Raw genomic sequence first — 16,898 nt, 5'->3', positions numbered from 1 at the left:
GGGCGGCGCTCCTGCGCACCCCAGATGTGCAGGCCCAGACGAAACAGGCCGCCAGCATCTGCGCTGGCGGCCTGTCGATGACGTACGGGTGTATGCGGTGGTTACGCCAGGCCTTCGGCCTTCAGCGCAGCCTGCACGGCCGGGTCGGCCTGCATCGCCTGTTCAAAGCGATCCAGAGCGTCCATGCCGGCCAGGTCGATCTTCAAACCGCGCGCCCAGCGCAGGGTGACGTACATATAGGCGTCGGCGATGGACGGGCGCGGCGTGCCGCCGAGCCAGTCAACCTGTGCCAGGCGGTCATTCAGGCGCTGGTACAAGGCTTTGAGCTTGTCGCGTGAATTCTGCTGCGTGCGGGCGATGACGGCTTCGTCTTCCAGGTACTTGGTCGAGCCGAAGATCGGGTAGTACACCGGGTGCAGGTCGGCGTTGACGAAGGACAGCCAACGGTTCACTTCCGCGCGGGTACGCGCGTCATTGCCGCCTTCCAGGCCGGCATCCGGTGCCTTGTCGCAGATGTAATGCAGGATGGCCGCATTCTGGGTCAGCACCCAGCCTTCGTCCTCAAGCACCGGCACGGCACCGGCTGGATTCATGGCCAGGTACTCGGGCGACTTCATGGTCGCAAGGTCCACGATCTTCAGCTCGAAGGGCAGGCCGGCCCAGAGCAGGGTGATGTGGTCTGCCAGTGAACACGCGCCGGGCTTGGTGTAGAGCTTCATCGGATACCTCAGGAGTGGAGTGACTCCCGCATTATCACCACAAGCATGTTGCGTGGGGTGGTGACAGGTCAGGCCGGTGTGTTGCTCAGGAAGCGCGTGGCTTCAGTGACTGCACCTTGAAAAACGTATGGCCGCCGATGGTGGCCACCTGGTAGGCGTTGCGCCAGCTGGGGCTTGCGATGGAAAGCGCGGCAAAGTGGCTGGCACCGGGCACGATCTCCTTGCGCTGCTCGGCCGGCAGGGCCCAGTTGCGCTCCGCGGCGAAGGCGACATCAACCGCTTCGGCCCAGGCATCGTTGTTGCGCAGCTGGGTGCCGGGCGAGACCAGGGTGGGTGCGAACTGTTTGCGGGCAGTCACCACCTGGCACATCGAGTCTCCCCAGAGGCCGCTGTCCAGGCGACGCAGGGCGACTTCGGCAACGGCCTGCTGACCGCGCAGGGTCTGGTCGCGGGCTTCCAGGTAAACGGTGGTGCTCAAGCACAATGAATCAGCGGCCGGCTGCGGCAACATCTGCGACAGCCAGAGAATCCAGGCCAGTTTCATAAATCTCCTTGCTCCGTATGGGCCGCAGTCCGCCTGTTCCTGAAAAGCTAATGGAACCGGACAGCTGCGACTTGGCGTTATGGGGAGGCGGCCGTGGCATCGGGGCCGCCCCGTGGGCGGCCCTCAAGAGAAGTGGGAGGGGCCGCGCCTGCTCACCAGAACTGGGGGGTGAGCGGAAGTGCGCGCAAGTTAGGGGGCAAACACCAAACCCATCCTGAATGGGGCTTGTTGACATTCAGGTTTGTTGCACCCCGCGCGGGGCGAAGAATGCGTGACCGGAAGTGAGGAATGGGTGAGGGGGAAGCCGGCAGAAATGACGCCGTGCAGCGTCGCTGGAATGGCGGAAACTGCCGCAATTGCAACGGCACCCCTCCTCAATCCTTCCCTGCGCTTCGCGCAAGGGAGGAGGCAACTCGTGCAGTCGTCGGGTGCGGCTGGCGCGGTCGCTTTTTAACTCCCTCCCTTTCGCAAAGCGAAGGGAGGGCGGGGGAGGGGGGCTTTCGCTTCAACTCACCTCAACGTTAAAGCGCTGCCGCCAGCCGGCTGCCCTGATCAATGGCGCGCTTGGCGTCCAGTTCCGCGGCGACGTCGGCACCGCCGATGACATGCACCGTGCGACCGGCAGCCAACAATGCATCGGCCAGTTCGCGCTGTGGTTCCTGGCCGGCGCAGACCACCACGTTGCCGACATCGAGCAACTGCTCCTGGCCGTCAACGCGAATGCGCAGGCCGTTGTCGTCCACACCCAGGTATTCCACGCCGCCGAGCATCGTCACCGCCTTGGCCTTGAGCGTGGCGCGGTGGATCCAGCCGGTGGTCTTGCCCAGGCGCGCGCCGGGCTTGCCGGGGCTGCGCTGCAACAGCCAGACCTTGCGTGCGGGCGCTTCGGGTTGCGGCTTCACCAGCGCGCCGCGTTTCTCGAAGCTCGGGTCCACGCCCCATTCGGCCATCCAGCGGGCCGGGTCCAGAGCGGGCGAGGGGCCTTCATGCACCAGGAACTCGCCAACATCGAAGCCGATGCCACCGGCGCCGATGATGGCCACCTTGTCGGCGGCCTTCACCCGGCCCAGCAGTACATCCAGGTAGTTCACCACCATCGGGTGGTCGGCGCCGGGGAAGTTGACCTTGCGCGGTGAGATGCCGGTGGCGATCACCACCTCGTCATAGCCGGCGAGCGTGCCGACATCGGCGCGGGTATCCAGGCGCAGCTCCACGCCGGTATCGGCCAGACGGTGGCGGAAGTAGCGCAGTGTCTCGTGGAACTCTTCCTTGCCCGGGATGCGCTTGGCGACATTGAACTGCCCGCCGATCTCACCGGCCGCATCAAACAAGGTGACGAGGTGACCACGCTCGGCCGCGACCGTGGCGCCGGCCAGGCCGGCCGGGCCAGCGCCGACCCCGGCCACGCGCTTGGGCGCGGTGGTCGGGCGGTAAACCAGTTCGGTCTCATGCGCGGCGCGTGGGTTGACCAGGCAGGTGGCGCGCTTGTTGACGAAAATGTGGTCCAGGCACGCCTGGTTGCAGGCAATGCAGGTGTTGATGGTTTCCGGCTTGCCCGCGCGCGCCTTGGCCGGCCACTGCGGGTCGGCCAGCAGTGGGCGCGCCAGCGACACCATGTCGGCGTGGCCATCGGCCAGCACGCGCTCGGCCACATCCGGCATGTTGATGCGGTTCACTGCGATCACCGGCACATTCACATGCGGCCGCAGCTTGGCGGTGACGCCGGTGAAGGCCGCACGCGGCACCGAGGTGGCGATGGTCGGCACGCGGGCTTCATGCCAACCGATGCCGGAGTTGATCAGCGTGGCGCCGGCCGCTTCGATGGCCTTGGCCTGCAGCAGCACTTCTTCCCAGTTGCTGCCGTCATCCACCAGGTCCAGCAGCGACAGCCGGTAGATGATGATGAAGTCCGGTCCACAGGCTTCGCGGATGCGGCGCACGATCTCCACGGCAAAGCGCATGCGCTTTGCGGCATCGCCGCCCCAGGCGTCGTCGCGCTTGTTGGTGCGCGGGGCGATGAACTCGTTGATCAGATAGCCTTCCGAGCCCATCACCTCCACGCCGTCGTAGCCAGCATCGCGTGCCAGTCTGGCGGCGCGGGCATAGTCGCGGATATGCCGCTCCACGCCGCGTGCCGACAGCGCGCGCGGGGTGAACGGATTGATCGGTGCCTTCAACTTCGACGGCGCCACCTGCAGCGGGTGGTAGGCGTAGCGGCCGGCGTGCAGCAGCTGCATGCATATCTTGGCGCCGTGGCTGTGCACGGCGGCGGTTACTTGCCGGTGCCGGCCCACTTCCCACGGCCAGGACAGCTTGCTGCCGAACGGCGCCAGCCAGCCCACCACGTTCGGCGAGAAGCCGCCGGTGACCAGCAAGGCGGCGCCACCTTCGGCGCGCTCGCCAAAGTAGGCGGCCAGTTTCGGGAAGTCGCGGACGTGGTCTTCCAGGCCGGTATGCATCGAGCCCATCAGGATGCGATTGCGCAGTTGGGTGAAACCCAGGTCCAGGGGCGCGAACAGGTGGGGGAAGGTGCTGGCGGTGGCTGGCGTCATGTTGGATACGCTTGCGTACGGATTGGGCCCATTCTGAGGGGCAGCGCGGGGATTTCTCAATCCTCGGCGTGACGGATTACCTAAATGGCGTGCCTGAAGACGCGTTGTGACAGGCCGATTACAATTCGCCGCCGCTGATCGGCGGCCCATTTTTTCTGTCACGGATCGATGTCAATGAATACGGTGTTTCCGCCGGCGCATGCCCAACGGTTGTTCCCACGCCTGTGGATGCTGGTGGCGGGCATGGTGGCGTTGGGGGCGCTTGCGCGCCTGTGGATGTGGGCCGCCTATGCCGGTGCCTCGCGCGGCGGCGAGTTGCTGTGGCCGGTGCTGTTGCAGGGCGCCCGTTACGACATGGTGGCCGGTGCGGTCTGCGCATTGCTGGTCGGGCTGGTGACAGCGCCGTTCTGGTGGAGCGGGCGTCAGGAGCAGGCCGTGCGCGGGGCGCAATGGTTGCTGGTGGCGCTGTTGCTGCTGTTCGCCTTGCTGTCGATCTGCGAACACTTCTATTACGGCTTCTATAAGACGCGGTTCGATCCCATCGTTTTCGGCATGCTTGAAGACGACACCGGCGCCATCCTGGAAACAGTCTGGGACGACTACCCGGTCATTCCCGGCCTGCTTGGCCTGGCGCTGGGGGGCACGTTGCTGGGGTGGGGCATTCCGCGCGTCGGGCGCTGGCTCGGCGAGCGCTGGCCCAGCGGCGCCACGCGCTGGGCGCAGGTGCTGCTGCTGGTGGTGCAGTGCCTGCTGTTGTTGCTGCTGGCGCGCGGCACGGTGGGGACATTCCCGCTGGTACGGCGTGACGTGACGGTCTCGGCCGATCCGTTCATGAACGCATTGGTGCTCAATGCGCCGTTGACGCTGTACCGCGCCGCTCGCATCCGCGCCAAGGAAACCGATATCGGCAGTGATCCACTGGTCGGTGTGCATCGCCTGGGATTCAGCAGCCTGGAGCAGGCTGCGGCCAGCGCCGGGTTGCCGTCGGGTGAGCCGGAGCGGGTTCGTGCGGCGCTGTTCCCGGTGGTGCCGGGACAACCGCGCGCCTTGGCGCAGTCACCGCATGTGGTGGTGGGGCTGCTGGAATCATTCGGCCAGGATCTGCTTTACACAGACAGCCCCCGCAACGACATGCTGGGCCGGCTGCGCGGCGAATTGGCGCACGGGTATCAATTCGACAACTTCATCGCCGGGCAGAACGGCACCCACGCCACGCTGGAATATCTGCTGCTGGGTACATCCATCACGCCGCTGGCCAATGGCCGCAATGCGCGTCTGGCATTTGATACATCCGCAGCCCTGCCGTTCAAGCGTGCCGGTTACCGCACGGCATTTCTCTATGGCGGTGGCAGCGATTGGCGCGAGCTGGGCACTGCACTGCCGCGACAGGGCTTTGACCGGGTGTATGACGCCCGCGACATCCGCAAGCGCTACCCCGATGCACGGGGCACCGATTGGGGTTTGTATGACGCCTATCTGTTCCGCCTTGCCCGGGAGTTGCTGGAGCAGGCCGATGCGCGCGGTGAACGCCTGTTCCTGGTGCTGTTGACCACCACCAACCACCCGCCGTTTGAACTGGATACGGCACGCCCCAGACTGCCGTTGGACCCGGGGGCGCTGGGGCCGCGCGCGCTGGAAGACCGGGACGAGCTGCGCAGGATGCTGGTCACCTATCAGTACCAGGCCGATGAGTTCGGTGGTTTCCTGCAGCAGCTGCGCCAAGGCCCGCTGGGCGAGCGCACCCTCATCGCCGCCGCAGGTGACCACAACCTGCGCACGCACTATCGCTATGACCTGCCGGCCGAGCAGGTGGACGTGGACCGCGTGTTCGCTTATCTGCGTGTGCCCCGCGCCTATGCGCCTTCGGGCGCTGGGCCAGATGTGCATGCGTTTGCAGGCCACGGCGATCTGGTCCCCACGCTGGTGTCGCTGGCCCTGCCGGGCGAGCGGTACTTCGCCACGGGCAGGAATCTGTGGGAACCACGGGCCGATGGGGGGCAGGCGCTGGCCCAGTTCGACCGGCTGTATACGCCTGCCGGCGTGCTGTGGCCGCTGAGCGCGCCCAAGCTGCACACCTGGCGCGATCCTCGCCACATCGCCGTGCAGGGCCAGCCCGCGGATGCGAACTCGACGGCGCTGGCGCGACGTGCCGCTGCCGGCGTGGCACTGCGCGACTGGTATATCCGCGAGCAGGTACTGCGGGCGCGGCGCTGACCGGGCGGTTCAGCGGGCCGCGTCGCCAGCGCACGCCGGCGGCGGTCAAACAGCGGCAGGGTGATTCCGCAAAGCGGGCCGATCAACAGGGCAAAGGCCAGTGTGCCAAGGCCGACATTGCCGCCCAGCCACCAACCGATGACCAGCGCGGTGGCTTCGATCAGGCTGCGTACTTTCCAGATGGCCCAGCCGGTGCGCGCATGCAGGCCGGTCATCAGCCCGTCGCGTGGGCCCGGGCCGAAGTTCGCGCCGATGTAGAGCCCGGTGGCGATGGCCAGCAGCAACAGGCCGGCAATAAACAATGACACCTGCCACAGCAGGCCGACCGCTGGCGGCAGCACCGCAAGGCCCAATTGCGCGCTGGGGCCGATCAGCAGCACGTTGAGCACCGTGCCCAGCCCGGGCTTCTGCCGCAGCGGCAGCCACATCAGCAGCACGGCCACCCCCACCAGGTTGGTGATCAACCCGAAACTCCAACCGCTGCGTAGTGAAATGCCCTGGCTCAACACGTCCCACGGTGCGATGCCGATGCCGGCGCGGATCATCAGTTACGAGGCGATGCCGAAAAGAAACAGCCCCAGCAACAACTGTGTCAGGCGGGCGAACATGGCAGTGCTAAACATGGCGGGCACGGAGGGGCAGGGCTGGTGGCACGGAGAGGGTGTGGAAACGCCCCGGGTGTACCGGGGCGTTCGATCTGTTGCAACAACGCAGGGGCTGCTGGTTTCAGTCCCAGCCTTCCAGCGCCAGCTTGCCGAGGGTGCGGCCGGTCTCCAGTTGCTGATGCGCACGGCGCAGATTGGCGGCGGTGATCGGCCCCAGGCGCTCGGTCAGCGTCGTGCGCAGCTCGCCGGCATCGATCAGGCTGGCGGCACGGGTCAAGATCCGATGCTGCTCAATCATGTCCGCGGTGCGGAAGCGCGCCCGCGCGAACATGAATTCCCAGTGGATACCAATGCACTTGGCCTTGTAGGGATCGCCGATGCGCAGCTCGCCGGCCGGCTCCACGATCAGCCCGACGTGGCCCTGTGGTGCCAGCAATTCGCCCAACTGCTGCCAATACAGGTCGGTGTCGGCCAGGTTGAGGGCAGCATCCACCTGGTTGATGCCCACGGCCTGCAGCTGTGGCGCCAGTGGCTGGCGGTGGTTGATGACATGGTCTGCGCCCAACTGCCGGCACCACTGCACGGTTTCTTCGCGTGATGCGGTGGCAACGACCGTAAAGCCGGCGTGGCGGCCCAATTGGATGGCGATGGAGCCCACGCCACCGGCGCCACCGATCACCAGCAGAACCTTGCCGACGTTGCGCCTGCCATCCAATTGATAAGGCATGCGCTGGAACAACAGTTCCCAGGCAGTAAGCGTGGTCAGTGGCAGGGCCGCGGCTTCGGCAAAGTCCAGCGTGGTGGGCTTGCGTCCGACCAGGCGCTCATCCACCAACTGCTGCTGCGCATTGCAGCCGGGGCGGGTGACATCGCCGGCGTAGTACACCTCGTCACCGACTTCAAAGGCGGTGACGTCCGGCCCGACCGCCAGCACCGTGCCGGCGGCGTCGAAACCCAGCACCCGTGGCGGATTTTCCTGGCCGGGCTTGGGGCCGCGCAGTTTGGTATCCACCGGATTGACTGAAATTGCCTGAACCTGAACAAGCAGGTCCTGGCCCTGCGGCGCAGCGGGCGCTGGCAACTCGACATCCAGCAATGCATCGGGGTTGCTGATGGGAAGGTAATGCGTCAGGCCGATCGCTTTCATGCGGAAAAGTTCCGTTTGCGGGGGAGCGGAATCATCATACTCAGCAAACGGTTCAGCTGGCGGTAACAGCCGCCGCTTGGCCGAGTTTCCCGGGGGTTTTCGGACGAAACTGACCGCAATGCAGCAAAAACGCCGGAAGGCCCGTCGTAGCAGGCTCTTGCGCCCTTTGATGAAGCTGTATACGGTTCGCCCAGCCGGACACGTAGAGGTCTGGTGGTTGCGCCATTTGTTATATGGTCGTTAACATCGCCTTCACGGGCCAGCGCATAATGTGCACCCCGATGGCGTGCGGAAACGGCCGTCTCTGAACGCGACGAAATCGCTGTGCTGGACCATGCCTCTACCGGTTTCATACCCCCGAAACAAGGAGCTGTATTTCATGAACAAGAAGATCCTTACCGCCGCGCTGCTGGGTGGTCTGGCTTTCGCCCAGGCCGCTTCGGCTCAGGAATTCGATGACCGCTGGTACCTGACCGGTTCGGCCGGCTTCAACTTCCAGGACGGCGACCGTGGCACCAACGATGCTCCGTTCGCCACGCTGGGTCTGGGCAAGTTCATCAGCCCGAACTGGTCGCTGGACGGTGAGCTGAACTATCAGAACCCGAACTTCGACGCCAACCAGGACCAGAACTGGTCGCAGTACGGCATCTCGCTGGACCTGCGTCGCCACTTCATCCAGGACGGCCGCGGCTGGAACCCCTACCTGCTGGCAGGCCTGGGCTACCAGAAGGCTGAAGAGGAATACCTCACCACCGCTGGTGACCTGAAGGATCGCAAGGACGGCAACCTGGCCGCCAAGGTCGGCGTCGGTCTGCAGACCACGTTCGAAAAGCGCGTCGCCGTGCGTGCCGAGCTGGCTTACCGTGCTGACTTCGACGACCAGAGCGTGCGTCAGTTCAGCAACGACACCAAGAAGGAAGACTGGTTCGGCGACGTGCTGGCTTCGGTCGGCGTCGTGATCCCGCTGGGCCCGGCCCCGGTTGCTGCTGTTGCTCCGGCTCCGGTTCCGGTTGCTCCGAGCTGCGCCGACCTGGATGACGACGGTGACGGCGTCAACAACTGCGACGACAAGTGCCCGAACTCGCAGCCGGGTCAGACCATTGGTCCGGACGGTTGCCCGGTGCCGGTCTCGATCGACCTGAAGGGCGTGAACTTCGACTTCGACAAGTCGACCCTGCGTCCGGATGCCGTTTCGATCCTGAGCGAAGCCACCGAGATCCTGAAGCGTTACCCGGATCTGCGCGTTGAAGTTGCCGGTCACACCGACTCCAAGGGTACCGACGCTTACAACCAGAAGCTGTCCGAGCGTCGCGCCAAGGCTGTGTACGACTACCTGACCACCAACGGTGTGTCGGCTGCTCGTCTGCAGGGCCCGATCGGCTACGGCGAGAGCCGTCCGATTGCTCCGAACACCAACGCTGATGGTTCGGACAACCCGGAAGGTCGCGCAAAGAACCGTCGCACCGAGCTGAACGTCCAGAACTAATCGGACGTTTCGGTTGCGATACAGCAAGGCCCGGCATCTGCCGGGCCTTGTTTTTTTGTGCCGGCATCGACGGCCCGGGGGCAGGGGCGCAGATAACGGTTGAAAGCGGTGCGGGCGCTGCCTACACTCGCCGCGTTCTCCTGTCTTAATGGAAATTCAATGCTGCGTATCGTTCTGGCTGGTTTCGTCGCGCTGGCTGCCGTGCCCGGTGCCCATGCAGCAGTGGATTGCTCGGCCAATGCCGTGGCTGCCGTGCCGTTGCCGGCGACGGTGATCGCGCCGGTTGCCTCGGAGCTGTATGTGCGCCCGGGCCAGTTGGGCATGCCGTCGGGTGTGCTGAGTTCCGGTGTCAGCGAGGAACAGTCGCTGGACCGCGTGCTGATGCGCCTGCGTGTTGAAAGCTGCAACAACGTGGCCAGTGCGATCCCGGCACGCGGCGCGATCAATGCCAGCGATCCGGCCGCGTACAAGCCGCAGACCGAGTTCGACAACACGCCGTGGCGTTTTGACATGAGCCAGAACGGCAAGCGCATGACCGCCGAAGAGTTCGATGCCTGGATGAAGGCGCGCGGCGTGCGTGTGGTCAAGGCGCGTCCGGCGCCAGCCGAAGCTGCAGCGCCGGACGCGCCGCAGGCAACCGAAGTCAAGTAAGGGTGGCGGGAGCCGCCCTGGATACACATGGCCTCCCACAAACCACCGCACCAACCAAACGCCCGCCGAGGTTCACCCGGCGGGCGTTTGCATTTCCGTGGCAACGGCAGCCAGGTCCGGCATGGATTGGCGCGGGTATTGTCCAAGGCGGGCATCTGTTCGCGCAGCGAGGCGACACGGCGTGTGCTGGATGGGCGGGTAAGTGTCGATGGGCGGGTGATCCGTGACCCGGAGTTTCCAATCGTGGCCAGCCGCAACAAGGTGCTGCTCGACGGTAAGCCGCTGACGGCGGCGCGGCGGCTGTACCTGGCCCTGAACAAGCCGCGCGGGCTGGTGACCACGGTGCAGGACGAGCAGGGACGGGATACCGTCTATCGCTGCTTTGAAGGCAGCGGCTTGCCGTGGCTGGCGCCTGTGGGCCGGCTGGATCGCGCCAGCGAAGGGCTGCTGTTCTTCAGCAACGACCCGGAATGGGCGGCGCGGCTTACCGACCCGGCCACGGGGCCGCTGAAGACCTATCACGTGCAGGTGGATGCCGTGCCCGATGCACGGCAGTTGGCCGCGATGCAGGAAGGCGTGGAGAATGCCGGTGAGCATCTGGCCGCGTATTCGGTGCAGGTGCTGCGGCACGGCGCGCGCACGGCATGGTTGGGGGTGGTGCTGGACGAAGGCCGCAATCGCCATATCCGACGCTTGCTGGAGGTGCTGGGCTTTGAAGTGCTGCGCCTGATGCGGGTGGCGATTGGCCCGGTACAGTTGGGAGCGCTGGGCAAGGGGCAATGGCGCGAGCTTTCTGCGGCGGAGCTGGCGGCGCTGGAAGGGGGAAAATCCGCCGCCATAGGGCTGAATGCGCAATTTAGTCCAATGAATTCAGTGGAATAGCTGGACATGTTCGAGTGATTGTTTAGACTGGCGGCCTGTCTTATCGGGATCGCAGCCATGCAAGCTCTTATTCGTGTGTCAGGTATCACGCTGGTGATGGTGTCCGTGGTTGCCTTGGTTGGCTGTGCGTCGTCCGGCAAGCAGGCTGCCAAACATGAGGACAAGCCGGTCACGGTGACGGTGCAAGCGCCGGTTGCGGAGAAGGATGCGCTGGGCAACTACCGCTTCCTGATGCAGCAGGGCGAAAGCCGCATGAGCGCCGACCAGTTCGATGCATGGATGAAGGCCAACGGTATTCGCGTGGCCAAGGGCGCACCGGCGCCGGCTGCCGCGCCAGGGAAGAAGAACTGACCCTGCAGGCAGGGGTACAAATAATGCCGAGTCATACTCGGCGCTACAGAAAAAAACAGGCGCCCCGGGCGCCTGTTTTTCGTTTACGGCCTGGGTATTGATCAGCCCTTGATGACGCCCAGTTCCTTGCCGATGCGGGTGAACGCGTCGATGGCGCGGTCCAGGTGGGCGCGGCTGTGGGCGGCGCTGATCTGGGTGCGGATGCGGGCTTGCCCCTTGGGCACCACCGGGAAGAAGAAGCCGATGGCGTAGATGCCTTCTTCCAGCAGGCGCTCGGCGAACTTCTGCGCCAGCGGTGCGTCGTACAGCATCACCGGGCTGATCGGGTGCACGCCCGGCTTCACGTCGAAACCAGCGGCGGTCATCTTTTCGCGGAAGTAGGCGGTGTTGTCGGCCAGCGTGCTGCGCAGGTCGTCGGCGGCGGCCAGCATTTCGAAGGCCTTGATGCCGGCGGCGACCACATGCGGCGGCAGTGAGTTGGAGAACAGGTACGGGCGCGAGCGCTGACGCAACAGTTCGATGACCTCGGCACTGGCGCAGGTGAAGCCGCCCAGCGCGCCGCCCATGGCCTTGCCCAGGGTGCCGGTGATGATGTCGATCTTCTCCAGCACGCCCTTCACTTCGGCCGAGCCGCGGCCGGTGGCGCCAAGGAAGCCGGTGGCGTGGCATTCGTCGATATGCACCAGCGCGTTGTACTTTTTGGCCAGTGCGGTGATCTCATCCAGCGGAGCGATGAAGCCGTCCATCGAGAACACGCCGTCGGTGGTGATCAGCTTGGTCTTGCAGCCGGCCGCATCGGCAGCCTGCAGCTGCGCTTCCAGGTCAGCCATGTCGCAGTTGGCGTAGCGGAAGCGCTTGGCCTTGCACAGGCGCACGCCGTCGATGATCGAAGCGTGGTTGAGCGCGTCGGAAATGATGGCGTCGTTCTCGCCCAGCAGCGGCTCGAACAGGCCGCCGTTGGCGTCGAAGCAGGCCGCGTACAGGATGGTGTCGCCCTTGCCGAAGAAGTCGGCGATCTGCTTCTCCAGCTGCTTGTGCAGGTCCTGGGTGCCGCAGATGAAGCGCACCGAGGCCATGCCGAAGCCGTGGCTGTCCAGCGCGTCCTTGGCGGCCTGGATCAGGTCCGTATGGTCGGCCAGGCCCAGGTAATTGTTGGCGCAGAAATTCAGCACCGTGCGGCCGTCGTCCAGGGTGATCTCGGCTGACTGCGGGCTGGTGATGATGCGTTCGGACTTGAACAGCCCCTGCGCGCGGATGGCGTCCAGTTCATCGGCGTAATGCCGGGTGAGCGGGGAGGTGTTCGCATTTGCGGTCATGGCAGGGTCTTGCGGACAGAAAGGAGCCCCGATTTTAGCCGTCCGCCGCGTTTGCCGCTGGGGTCATGCGCGATGGCTATAAGCGCCGCGCCCGAAGTCATTTCTCCGCTTGGGTGTGCGCCTGCAGCATCGACGCTCCACCCAACCTTCACAGGAGCTACCGATGACCGCCCAACGCCTCCCGTTCACCTTGCCGACCAGGAAGCTGTTGTCCCTCAGCCTGGCCGGGCTGGTGTGTGGGGCGTGGTCACCGGCGCAGGCCCAGCAACTGAGCGTGGAACAGCTGCAGCAGCGGCTGGAGCGTTTGGAGCGGCTGGCCGGGGTATCTGACGGTGCGCCGGTTGAAGGCGCGGGGCTGGCGGATCTGGATCAGCGCCTGCGCATCCTTGAACGCCGCCTGGAACTGCAGGAGGAGGAACGCGTGGCCAGCGCCAAGGCCGCGCCGAAGATCGCCATCGACCAGAAAGGGGCGTCGTTCAAGTCCGGCGACGGCAACTATGAGTTGAAGCTGCGCGGTTTGCTGCAGGGCGATGCGCGGGTGTTCCTGGGCGACAGCAAGCAGAACGACACCTTCCTGCTGCGTACCGCGCGGCCAACGCTGGAAGGCTCGCTCGGCAAGCTGGTCGCTTACCGCTTCACCCCGGAGTTTGCCGGTGACAGTGCCAGCATCGTCGATGCCTATGCCGACCTGCGCTTCAACCCGGCGTACATGCTGCGTGTGGGCAAGTTCACTTCGCCGGTGGGCTTGGAGCGCTTGCAGTCCTCCGCCGCGTTGGTGGATGTGGAACGCGCGCTGGCCAGCGAACTGGCACCCAACCGCGATCTTGGCGTACAGCTGCAGGGCGAGGTGGCCAAAGGAAAATTCAGCTACGCGCTGGGCGTATTCAATGGCACCGTGGATGGCCGCGATGCGGTGAGCAGCAACCCCGATGATGACTTCGAGTACGCCGGCCGCGTGTTCTTTGAGCCCTTCAAGGGCACGGAAAGCGTGTGGGCCGGATTGGGTTTCGGCCTCGGCGCGAGTGCCGGGCAGAAGCATGGCAGCGGCAACAATTTCCTGCCGCGTTACCGCACGTCGGCGCAGACCACGTTCTTCAGTTACCGCAGTGCGGTGAGCGCTGATGGCGACACGCTGCGCTGGTCGCCGCAGGGCTGGTTCTACCGCAATGGCTTCGGCCTGCAGGCCGAATACATCGTCTCGCAACAGGAAGTCTCGCGGGATGCACGGCGCAAGCAACTGGAACATCGCGCCTGGCAGACAACGGCCAACTATGTGCTGACCGGCGAAGACGCCAGCTATCGCGGGGTGACGCCGTCACGTCCGTTCGGCGTCAACGGTGGCCTGGGGGCGTTCGAGCTGACCGCACGTTACGGCGCGCTGGATATCGACCGTGCTGCGTTCCCGTTCTATGCCGACCCGACCACCTCGGCATCGCATGTCCGCTCGTGGACGGTGGGGGCCAACTGGTACCTGACCGCCAACCTCAAGTTGGCAACCAACTACCTGCACAGCAGCTTTGACGCTGCCGCCGGTGGCACCACGCTGCCGGATGAAAAAGCCGTTTTCTCGCGCCTGCAAGTTTCCTTCTGACGGAGAATCTTCATGAAACATTCCTTTCTTTCCCGCACCGGCATTGCAGCACTGGCCTTCGCGCTGACGGTGACCGCAGGCGCTGCATTTGCGCGTGACATCCAGTTGCTCAATGTGTCCTACGACCCGACCCGCGAGCTGTACCGCGACTTCAATGCAGCCTTTGCCAAGCATTGGAAAGAGACCAAGGGCGACAACGTCAGCATCGAAACCTCGCATGGCGGCTCCGGCAAACAAGCGCGTGCGGTGATTGATGGCATCGAAGCCGACGTGGTGACCCTGGCCCTTGCCTATGACGTGGATGCCATCGCCGAAAAGGCCAAGCTGCTGCCGGACAACTGGGAAGAGCGCCTGCCGGACAACAGCGCGCCCTATACCTCGACCATCGTGTTCCTGGTGCGCAAGGGCAACCCGAAGGCGATCCGTGACTGGCCTGACCTGCTGCGCAGCGGCGTGTCGGTGGTGACGCCCAACCCGAAGACCTCCGGCGGTGCGCGCTGGAACTATCTGGCGGCGTGGGCCTACGGGGATTACATCTTCAAGGGGGATCGCGAGAAGGTGCTCAACTACATGCGCGCCTTGTTCCGCAACGTGCCGGTGCTCGATACCGGCGCGCGTGGCGCCACCACCACCTTCGTGCAGCGTGGCATCGGTGACGTGTTGCTGGCCTGGGAAAACGAGGCGTTCCTGGCACAGGAAGAACTGGGCCCGGACAAGTTCGAGATCGTGGTGCCGCGGCAGTCGATCGTGGCCGAGCCATCGGTGGCGCTGGTGGATCGCAATGTCGACCGTCACGGCACCCGTGAAGTGGCGCAGGCGTATCTGCAATACCTGTACTCGCCGGAGGGCCAGCGCATTGCCGCGCGTCATTACTACCGTCCGCGTCACCCCGAATATGCCGACCGCGCCGATGTCGCACGCTTCCCGCAGGTGCCGTTGGTGACCATCCGCCAGGCCTTCGGGTCCTGGGCGAAAGCGCAGTCCGAGCATTTTGCCGACGGCGGCATCTTCGACCAGATCCAGGCGAGCAAGTAAACGGTGAGTACAAACGCAACTGTGGTTTTGCCGCACCCGCGGCGCCAACGCCGGGTTCTGCCCGGCTTTGGTCTTGGCATGGGCATCACCTTGTTCTGGCTGGCGCTGATCGTGCTGATCCCGTTGGCCGGGGTGTTCCTCAAGGCAGCGGGGCTGGGCCCGGCCGGTATCTGGCAGATATGGAGCGAGCCGCGTGTGCTCGCTGCGCTGCGTTTGAGTTTTGGCACGGCGTTGGCGGCGGCCGCGTTCAATACGGTGATGGGCACCTGGGTGGCCTGGGTGTTCGTGCGGTATCGGTTCCCGGGCCGGCGCCTGTTCGACGCAATGATCGACCTGCCATTCGCCTTGCCAACGGCCGTGGCCGGCATCGCATTGACGGCGTTGTACGGCGGGCAGGGCTGGGTCGGGCGCTGGCTGGAGCCGTTGGGCTTGAAGGTTGCCTATACCCCGTTGGGCATCATTGTCGCGCTGGTGTTTGTGGGCTTGCCGTTCGTGGTGCGCATCGTGCAGCCGGTGCTGGCCGAAGCCGAGCGCGAGCTGGAAGAAGCCTCGGCAACGCTCGGCGCCAGCCGCCTGCAGACCATCGTGCGGGTGGTGGTGCCGACCTTGTGGCCGGCCATGTTGACCGGCTTTGCATTGGCTTTCGCACGCGGTGTGGGTGAGTACGGCTCGGTGATCTTCATTGCCGGCAACTTGCCCAACGTCACCGAGATCGCGCCGCTGCTGATCACCATTCGCCTGGAAGAATTTGACTACGCCGGCGCCACAGCCATTGCCGGGGCCATGCTGCTGTTGTCCTTCGCGGTGCTGCTGCTGGTCAATAGTTTGCAGGCGTGGCTGCAGCGCAGGGGGGCACGATGAACGAACAGGTGTTGGCGTTGCCGGCGCAGGCAGTGCAGCGCAATGCAGCGCATGCGCAGCGGGTGACCAGCGAGCCGCGCTGGGTGCAGGTGTTGTTGATCCTCGGCGCGCTGGGGTTCTTGTTGTCGTTCCTGCTGCTGCCGTTGCTGCTGGTGTTTGTCGAAGCCCTGCGCGGTGGCATGCAGGCATTCTGGGTGGCGATCAGCGAGCCGGATGCCTGGTCGGCGGTGAAGCTGACCTTGCTGGTCACCGCCATCGTGGTGCCGTTGAATCTGATCTTCGGCGTGGCGGCGGCGTGGGTGGTGAGCAAGCATCAGTTCCCCGGCAAGCGCTGGCTGGTGACTCTGATCGACCTGCCGTTCTCGGTGTCGCCGGTGGTCGCGGGCCTGGTGTTCATTCTGCTGTTCGGCCGCGAAGGTTGGTTCTGGCCGTGGATCGAAGAGGGCGTGCGCCTGCACCTGCCGGTGTTGGGCGAAACGCTGCTGCAGTTGCCGCGCATCGTGTTCGCCATTCCCGGCATTGTGTTGGCTACCGTGTTCGTCACGTTCCCGTTCATCGCGCGCGAGTTGATGCCGCTGATGGAGCAGCAGGGCAGTGATGAAGAGCTGGCGGCGCTGACGCTGGGTGCCAATGCCTGGCAGATGTTCTGGAAGGTGACCTTGCCCAACATCCGCTGGGGCCTGTTGTACGGCGTGTTGTTGTGCAGCGCGCGGGCGATGGGTGAGTTCGGTGCGGTGTCGGTGGTGTCCGGGCATATCCGCGGGCGCACCAACACGCTGCCGCTGCACGTTGAAATTCTCTACAACGAATACGCCTACAGCGCGGCGTTTGCCTGCGCATCACTGCTGGCCATCACCGCGTTGCTGACGCTGGTGGTCAAGACATTCCTGGAATGGCGCCACGGCCAATCGCTGGCCGCCGCGCATCGCCATTGAGGTGAAACG

At 65.0% G+C, this 16,898-nt stretch carries 14 protein-coding genes and 1 pseudogene; 9 read left to right on the top strand and 6 right to left on the bottom strand.

Annotated elements, in window-relative coordinates:
* Positions 1–101 precede the first annotated feature (101 nt).
* The 3 genes from ACVOLO_RS05445 to ACVOLO_RS05435 all read right to left on the bottom strand — a co-directional run bounded on the left by ACVOLO_RS05445 (position 102) and on the right by ACVOLO_RS05435 (position 3,815).
* Positions 102–719: a glutathione S-transferase family protein gene (locus ACVOLO_RS05445; protein ID WP_481569261.1), complete on the bottom strand. Its 618-nt coding sequence runs from the start codon at positions 717–719 to the stop codon at positions 102–104.
* Positions 720–804: 85 nt separating this feature from the next.
* Positions 805–1,263 (bottom strand): cell wall hydrolase, encoded by a 459-nt coding sequence (locus ACVOLO_RS05440; protein WP_481569260.1) that lies wholly within the window; start codon positions 1,261–1,263, stop codon positions 805–807.
* Positions 1,264–1,784: 521 nt separating this feature from the next.
* Positions 1,785–3,815 carry an oxidoreductase gene (locus ACVOLO_RS05435; protein ID WP_481569259.1) on the bottom strand — a complete coding sequence of 677 codons (2,031 nt, stop codon included), beginning with the start codon at positions 3,813–3,815 and terminating at the stop codon, positions 1,785–1,787.
* A gap of 174 nt (positions 3,816–3,989) precedes the next feature.
* Between ACVOLO_RS05435 and ACVOLO_RS05430 the strand changes: the two genes are divergently transcribed.
* Positions 3,990–6,029: an LTA synthase family protein gene (locus tag ACVOLO_RS05430; protein ID WP_481569258.1), complete on the top strand. Its 2,040-nt coding sequence runs from the start codon at positions 3,990–3,992 to the stop codon at positions 6,027–6,029.
* 47 nt (positions 6,030–6,076) lie between these two features.
* Here the strand turns inward: ACVOLO_RS05430 and yczE are convergent.
* Together yczE and ACVOLO_RS05420 are read right to left on the bottom strand one after the other, a co-directional pair.
* Positions 6,077–6,652, bottom strand: a pseudogene (yczE, locus tag ACVOLO_RS05425) (membrane protein YczE); the annotation flags it as partial.
* Positions 6,653–6,755: 103 nt separating this feature from the next.
* The gene (locus ACVOLO_RS05420; RefSeq protein ID WP_481569257.1) at positions 6,756–7,781 is read right to left on the bottom strand and encodes a zinc-binding alcohol dehydrogenase family protein; all 1,026 of its coding nucleotides are present in this window, start codon (positions 7,779–7,781) and stop codon (positions 6,756–6,758) included.
* A gap of 379 nt (positions 7,782–8,160) precedes the next feature.
* Between ACVOLO_RS05420 and ACVOLO_RS05415 the strand changes: the two genes are divergently transcribed.
* The 4 genes from ACVOLO_RS05415 (at position 8,161) to ACVOLO_RS05400 (ending at position 11,151) form a co-directional block, all read left to right on the top strand.
* Positions 8,161–9,267: an OmpA family protein gene (locus tag ACVOLO_RS05415; RefSeq protein ID WP_481569256.1), complete on the top strand. Its 1,107-nt coding sequence runs from the start codon at positions 8,161–8,163 to the stop codon at positions 9,265–9,267.
* A gap of 159 nt (positions 9,268–9,426) precedes the next feature.
* Complete coding sequence (locus tag ACVOLO_RS05410; protein ID WP_481569255.1) at positions 9,427–9,918, top strand: hypothetical protein; 492 nt, start codon at positions 9,427–9,429, stop codon at positions 9,916–9,918.
* Positions 9,919–9,945: 27 nt separating this feature from the next.
* Entirely contained in the window at positions 9,946–10,800 is an 855-nt protein-coding gene (locus ACVOLO_RS05405; protein WP_481569254.1) for a pseudouridine synthase, read from the top strand.
* A 57-nt stretch (positions 10,801–10,857) separates the two neighbouring features.
* Complete coding sequence (locus ACVOLO_RS05400) at positions 10,858–11,151, top strand: hypothetical protein (RefSeq protein WP_481569253.1); 294 nt, start codon at positions 10,858–10,860, stop codon at positions 11,149–11,151.
* 101 nt (positions 11,152–11,252) lie between these two features.
* Here the strand turns inward: ACVOLO_RS05400 and kbl are convergent, their stop codons facing one another.
* Entirely contained in the window at positions 11,253–12,467 is a 1,215-nt protein-coding gene (gene kbl, locus ACVOLO_RS05395) for a glycine C-acetyltransferase (RefSeq protein ID WP_481569252.1), read from the bottom strand.
* Positions 12,468–12,630: 163 nt separating this feature from the next.
* On the opposite strand from kbl, the gene ACVOLO_RS05390 reads away from it, so the two are divergent.
* Genes ACVOLO_RS05390 through cysW form a run of 4 tightly spaced genes read left to right on the top strand, consistent with a single transcriptional unit; the run spans position 12,631 to position 16,889 of the window.
* Positions 12,631–14,058 (top strand): OprO/OprP family phosphate-selective porin, encoded by a 1,428-nt coding sequence (locus ACVOLO_RS05390; RefSeq protein ID WP_481569251.1) that lies wholly within the window; start codon positions 12,631–12,633, stop codon positions 14,056–14,058.
* A gap of 12 nt (positions 14,059–14,070) precedes the next feature.
* Positions 14,071–15,093 carry a sulfate ABC transporter substrate-binding protein gene (locus tag ACVOLO_RS05385; protein ID WP_481569250.1) on the top strand — a complete coding sequence of 341 codons (1,023 nt, stop codon included), beginning with the start codon at positions 14,071–14,073 and terminating at the stop codon, positions 15,091–15,093.
* A gap of 3 nt (positions 15,094–15,096) precedes the next feature.
* Positions 15,097–15,954 (top strand): sulfate ABC transporter permease subunit CysT, encoded by an 858-nt coding sequence (cysT, locus tag ACVOLO_RS05380; RefSeq protein ID WP_481569249.1) that lies wholly within the window; start codon positions 15,097–15,099, stop codon positions 15,952–15,954.
* The gene (gene cysW, locus ACVOLO_RS05375; protein WP_481569248.1) at positions 15,951–16,889 is read left to right on the top strand and encodes a sulfate ABC transporter permease subunit CysW; all 939 of its coding nucleotides are present in this window, start codon (positions 15,951–15,953) and stop codon (positions 16,887–16,889) included. The genes cysT and cysW overlap by 4 nt, the downstream gene beginning before the upstream one ends.
* Positions 16,890–16,898: the final 9 nt, after the last annotated feature.

Source organism: Stenotrophomonas sp. STEN056 (assembly GCF_056759635.1).
This window is presented reverse-complemented; position numbering and strand designations above follow the sequence as displayed.

Coding starts and splice junctions, on each gene's coding strand:
- ACVOLO_RS05430 (WP_481569258.1), top strand. CDS start 3,990: ATGAATACGGTGTTTCCGCCGGCGCATGCCCAACGGTTGTTCCCACGC.
- ACVOLO_RS05410 (WP_481569255.1), top strand. CDS start 9,427: ATGCTGCGTATCGTTCTGGCTGGTTTCGTCGCGCTGGCTGCCGTGCCC.
- ACVOLO_RS05420 (WP_481569257.1), bottom strand. CDS start 7,781: ATGAAAGCGATCGGCCTGACGCATTACCTTCCCATCAGCAACCCCGAT.
- kbl (WP_481569252.1), bottom strand. CDS start 12,467: ATGACCGCAAATGCGAACACCTCCCCGCTCACCCGGCATTACGCCGAT.
- ACVOLO_RS05435 (WP_481569259.1), bottom strand. CDS start 3,815: ATGACGCCAGCCACCGCCAGCACCTTCCCCCACCTGTTCGCGCCCCTG.
- ACVOLO_RS05445 (WP_481569261.1), bottom strand. CDS start 719: ATGAAGCTCTACACCAAGCCCGGCGCGTGTTCACTGGCAGACCACATC.
- ACVOLO_RS05440 (WP_481569260.1), bottom strand. CDS start 1,263: ATGAAACTGGCCTGGATTCTCTGGCTGTCGCAGATGTTGCCGCAGCCG.
- ACVOLO_RS05390 (WP_481569251.1), top strand. CDS start 12,631: ATGACCGCCCAACGCCTCCCGTTCACCTTGCCGACCAGGAAGCTGTTG.
- ACVOLO_RS05385 (WP_481569250.1), top strand. CDS start 14,071: ATGAAACATTCCTTTCTTTCCCGCACCGGCATTGCAGCACTGGCCTTC.
- ACVOLO_RS05400 (WP_481569253.1), top strand. CDS start 10,858: ATGCAAGCTCTTATTCGTGTGTCAGGTATCACGCTGGTGATGGTGTCC.
- ACVOLO_RS05415 (WP_481569256.1), top strand. CDS start 8,161: ATGAACAAGAAGATCCTTACCGCCGCGCTGCTGGGTGGTCTGGCTTTC.
- cysW (WP_481569248.1), top strand. CDS start 15,951: ATGAACGAACAGGTGTTGGCGTTGCCGGCGCAGGCAGTGCAGCGCAAT.
- ACVOLO_RS05405 (WP_481569254.1), top strand. CDS start 9,946: ATGGCCTCCCACAAACCACCGCACCAACCAAACGCCCGCCGAGGTTCA.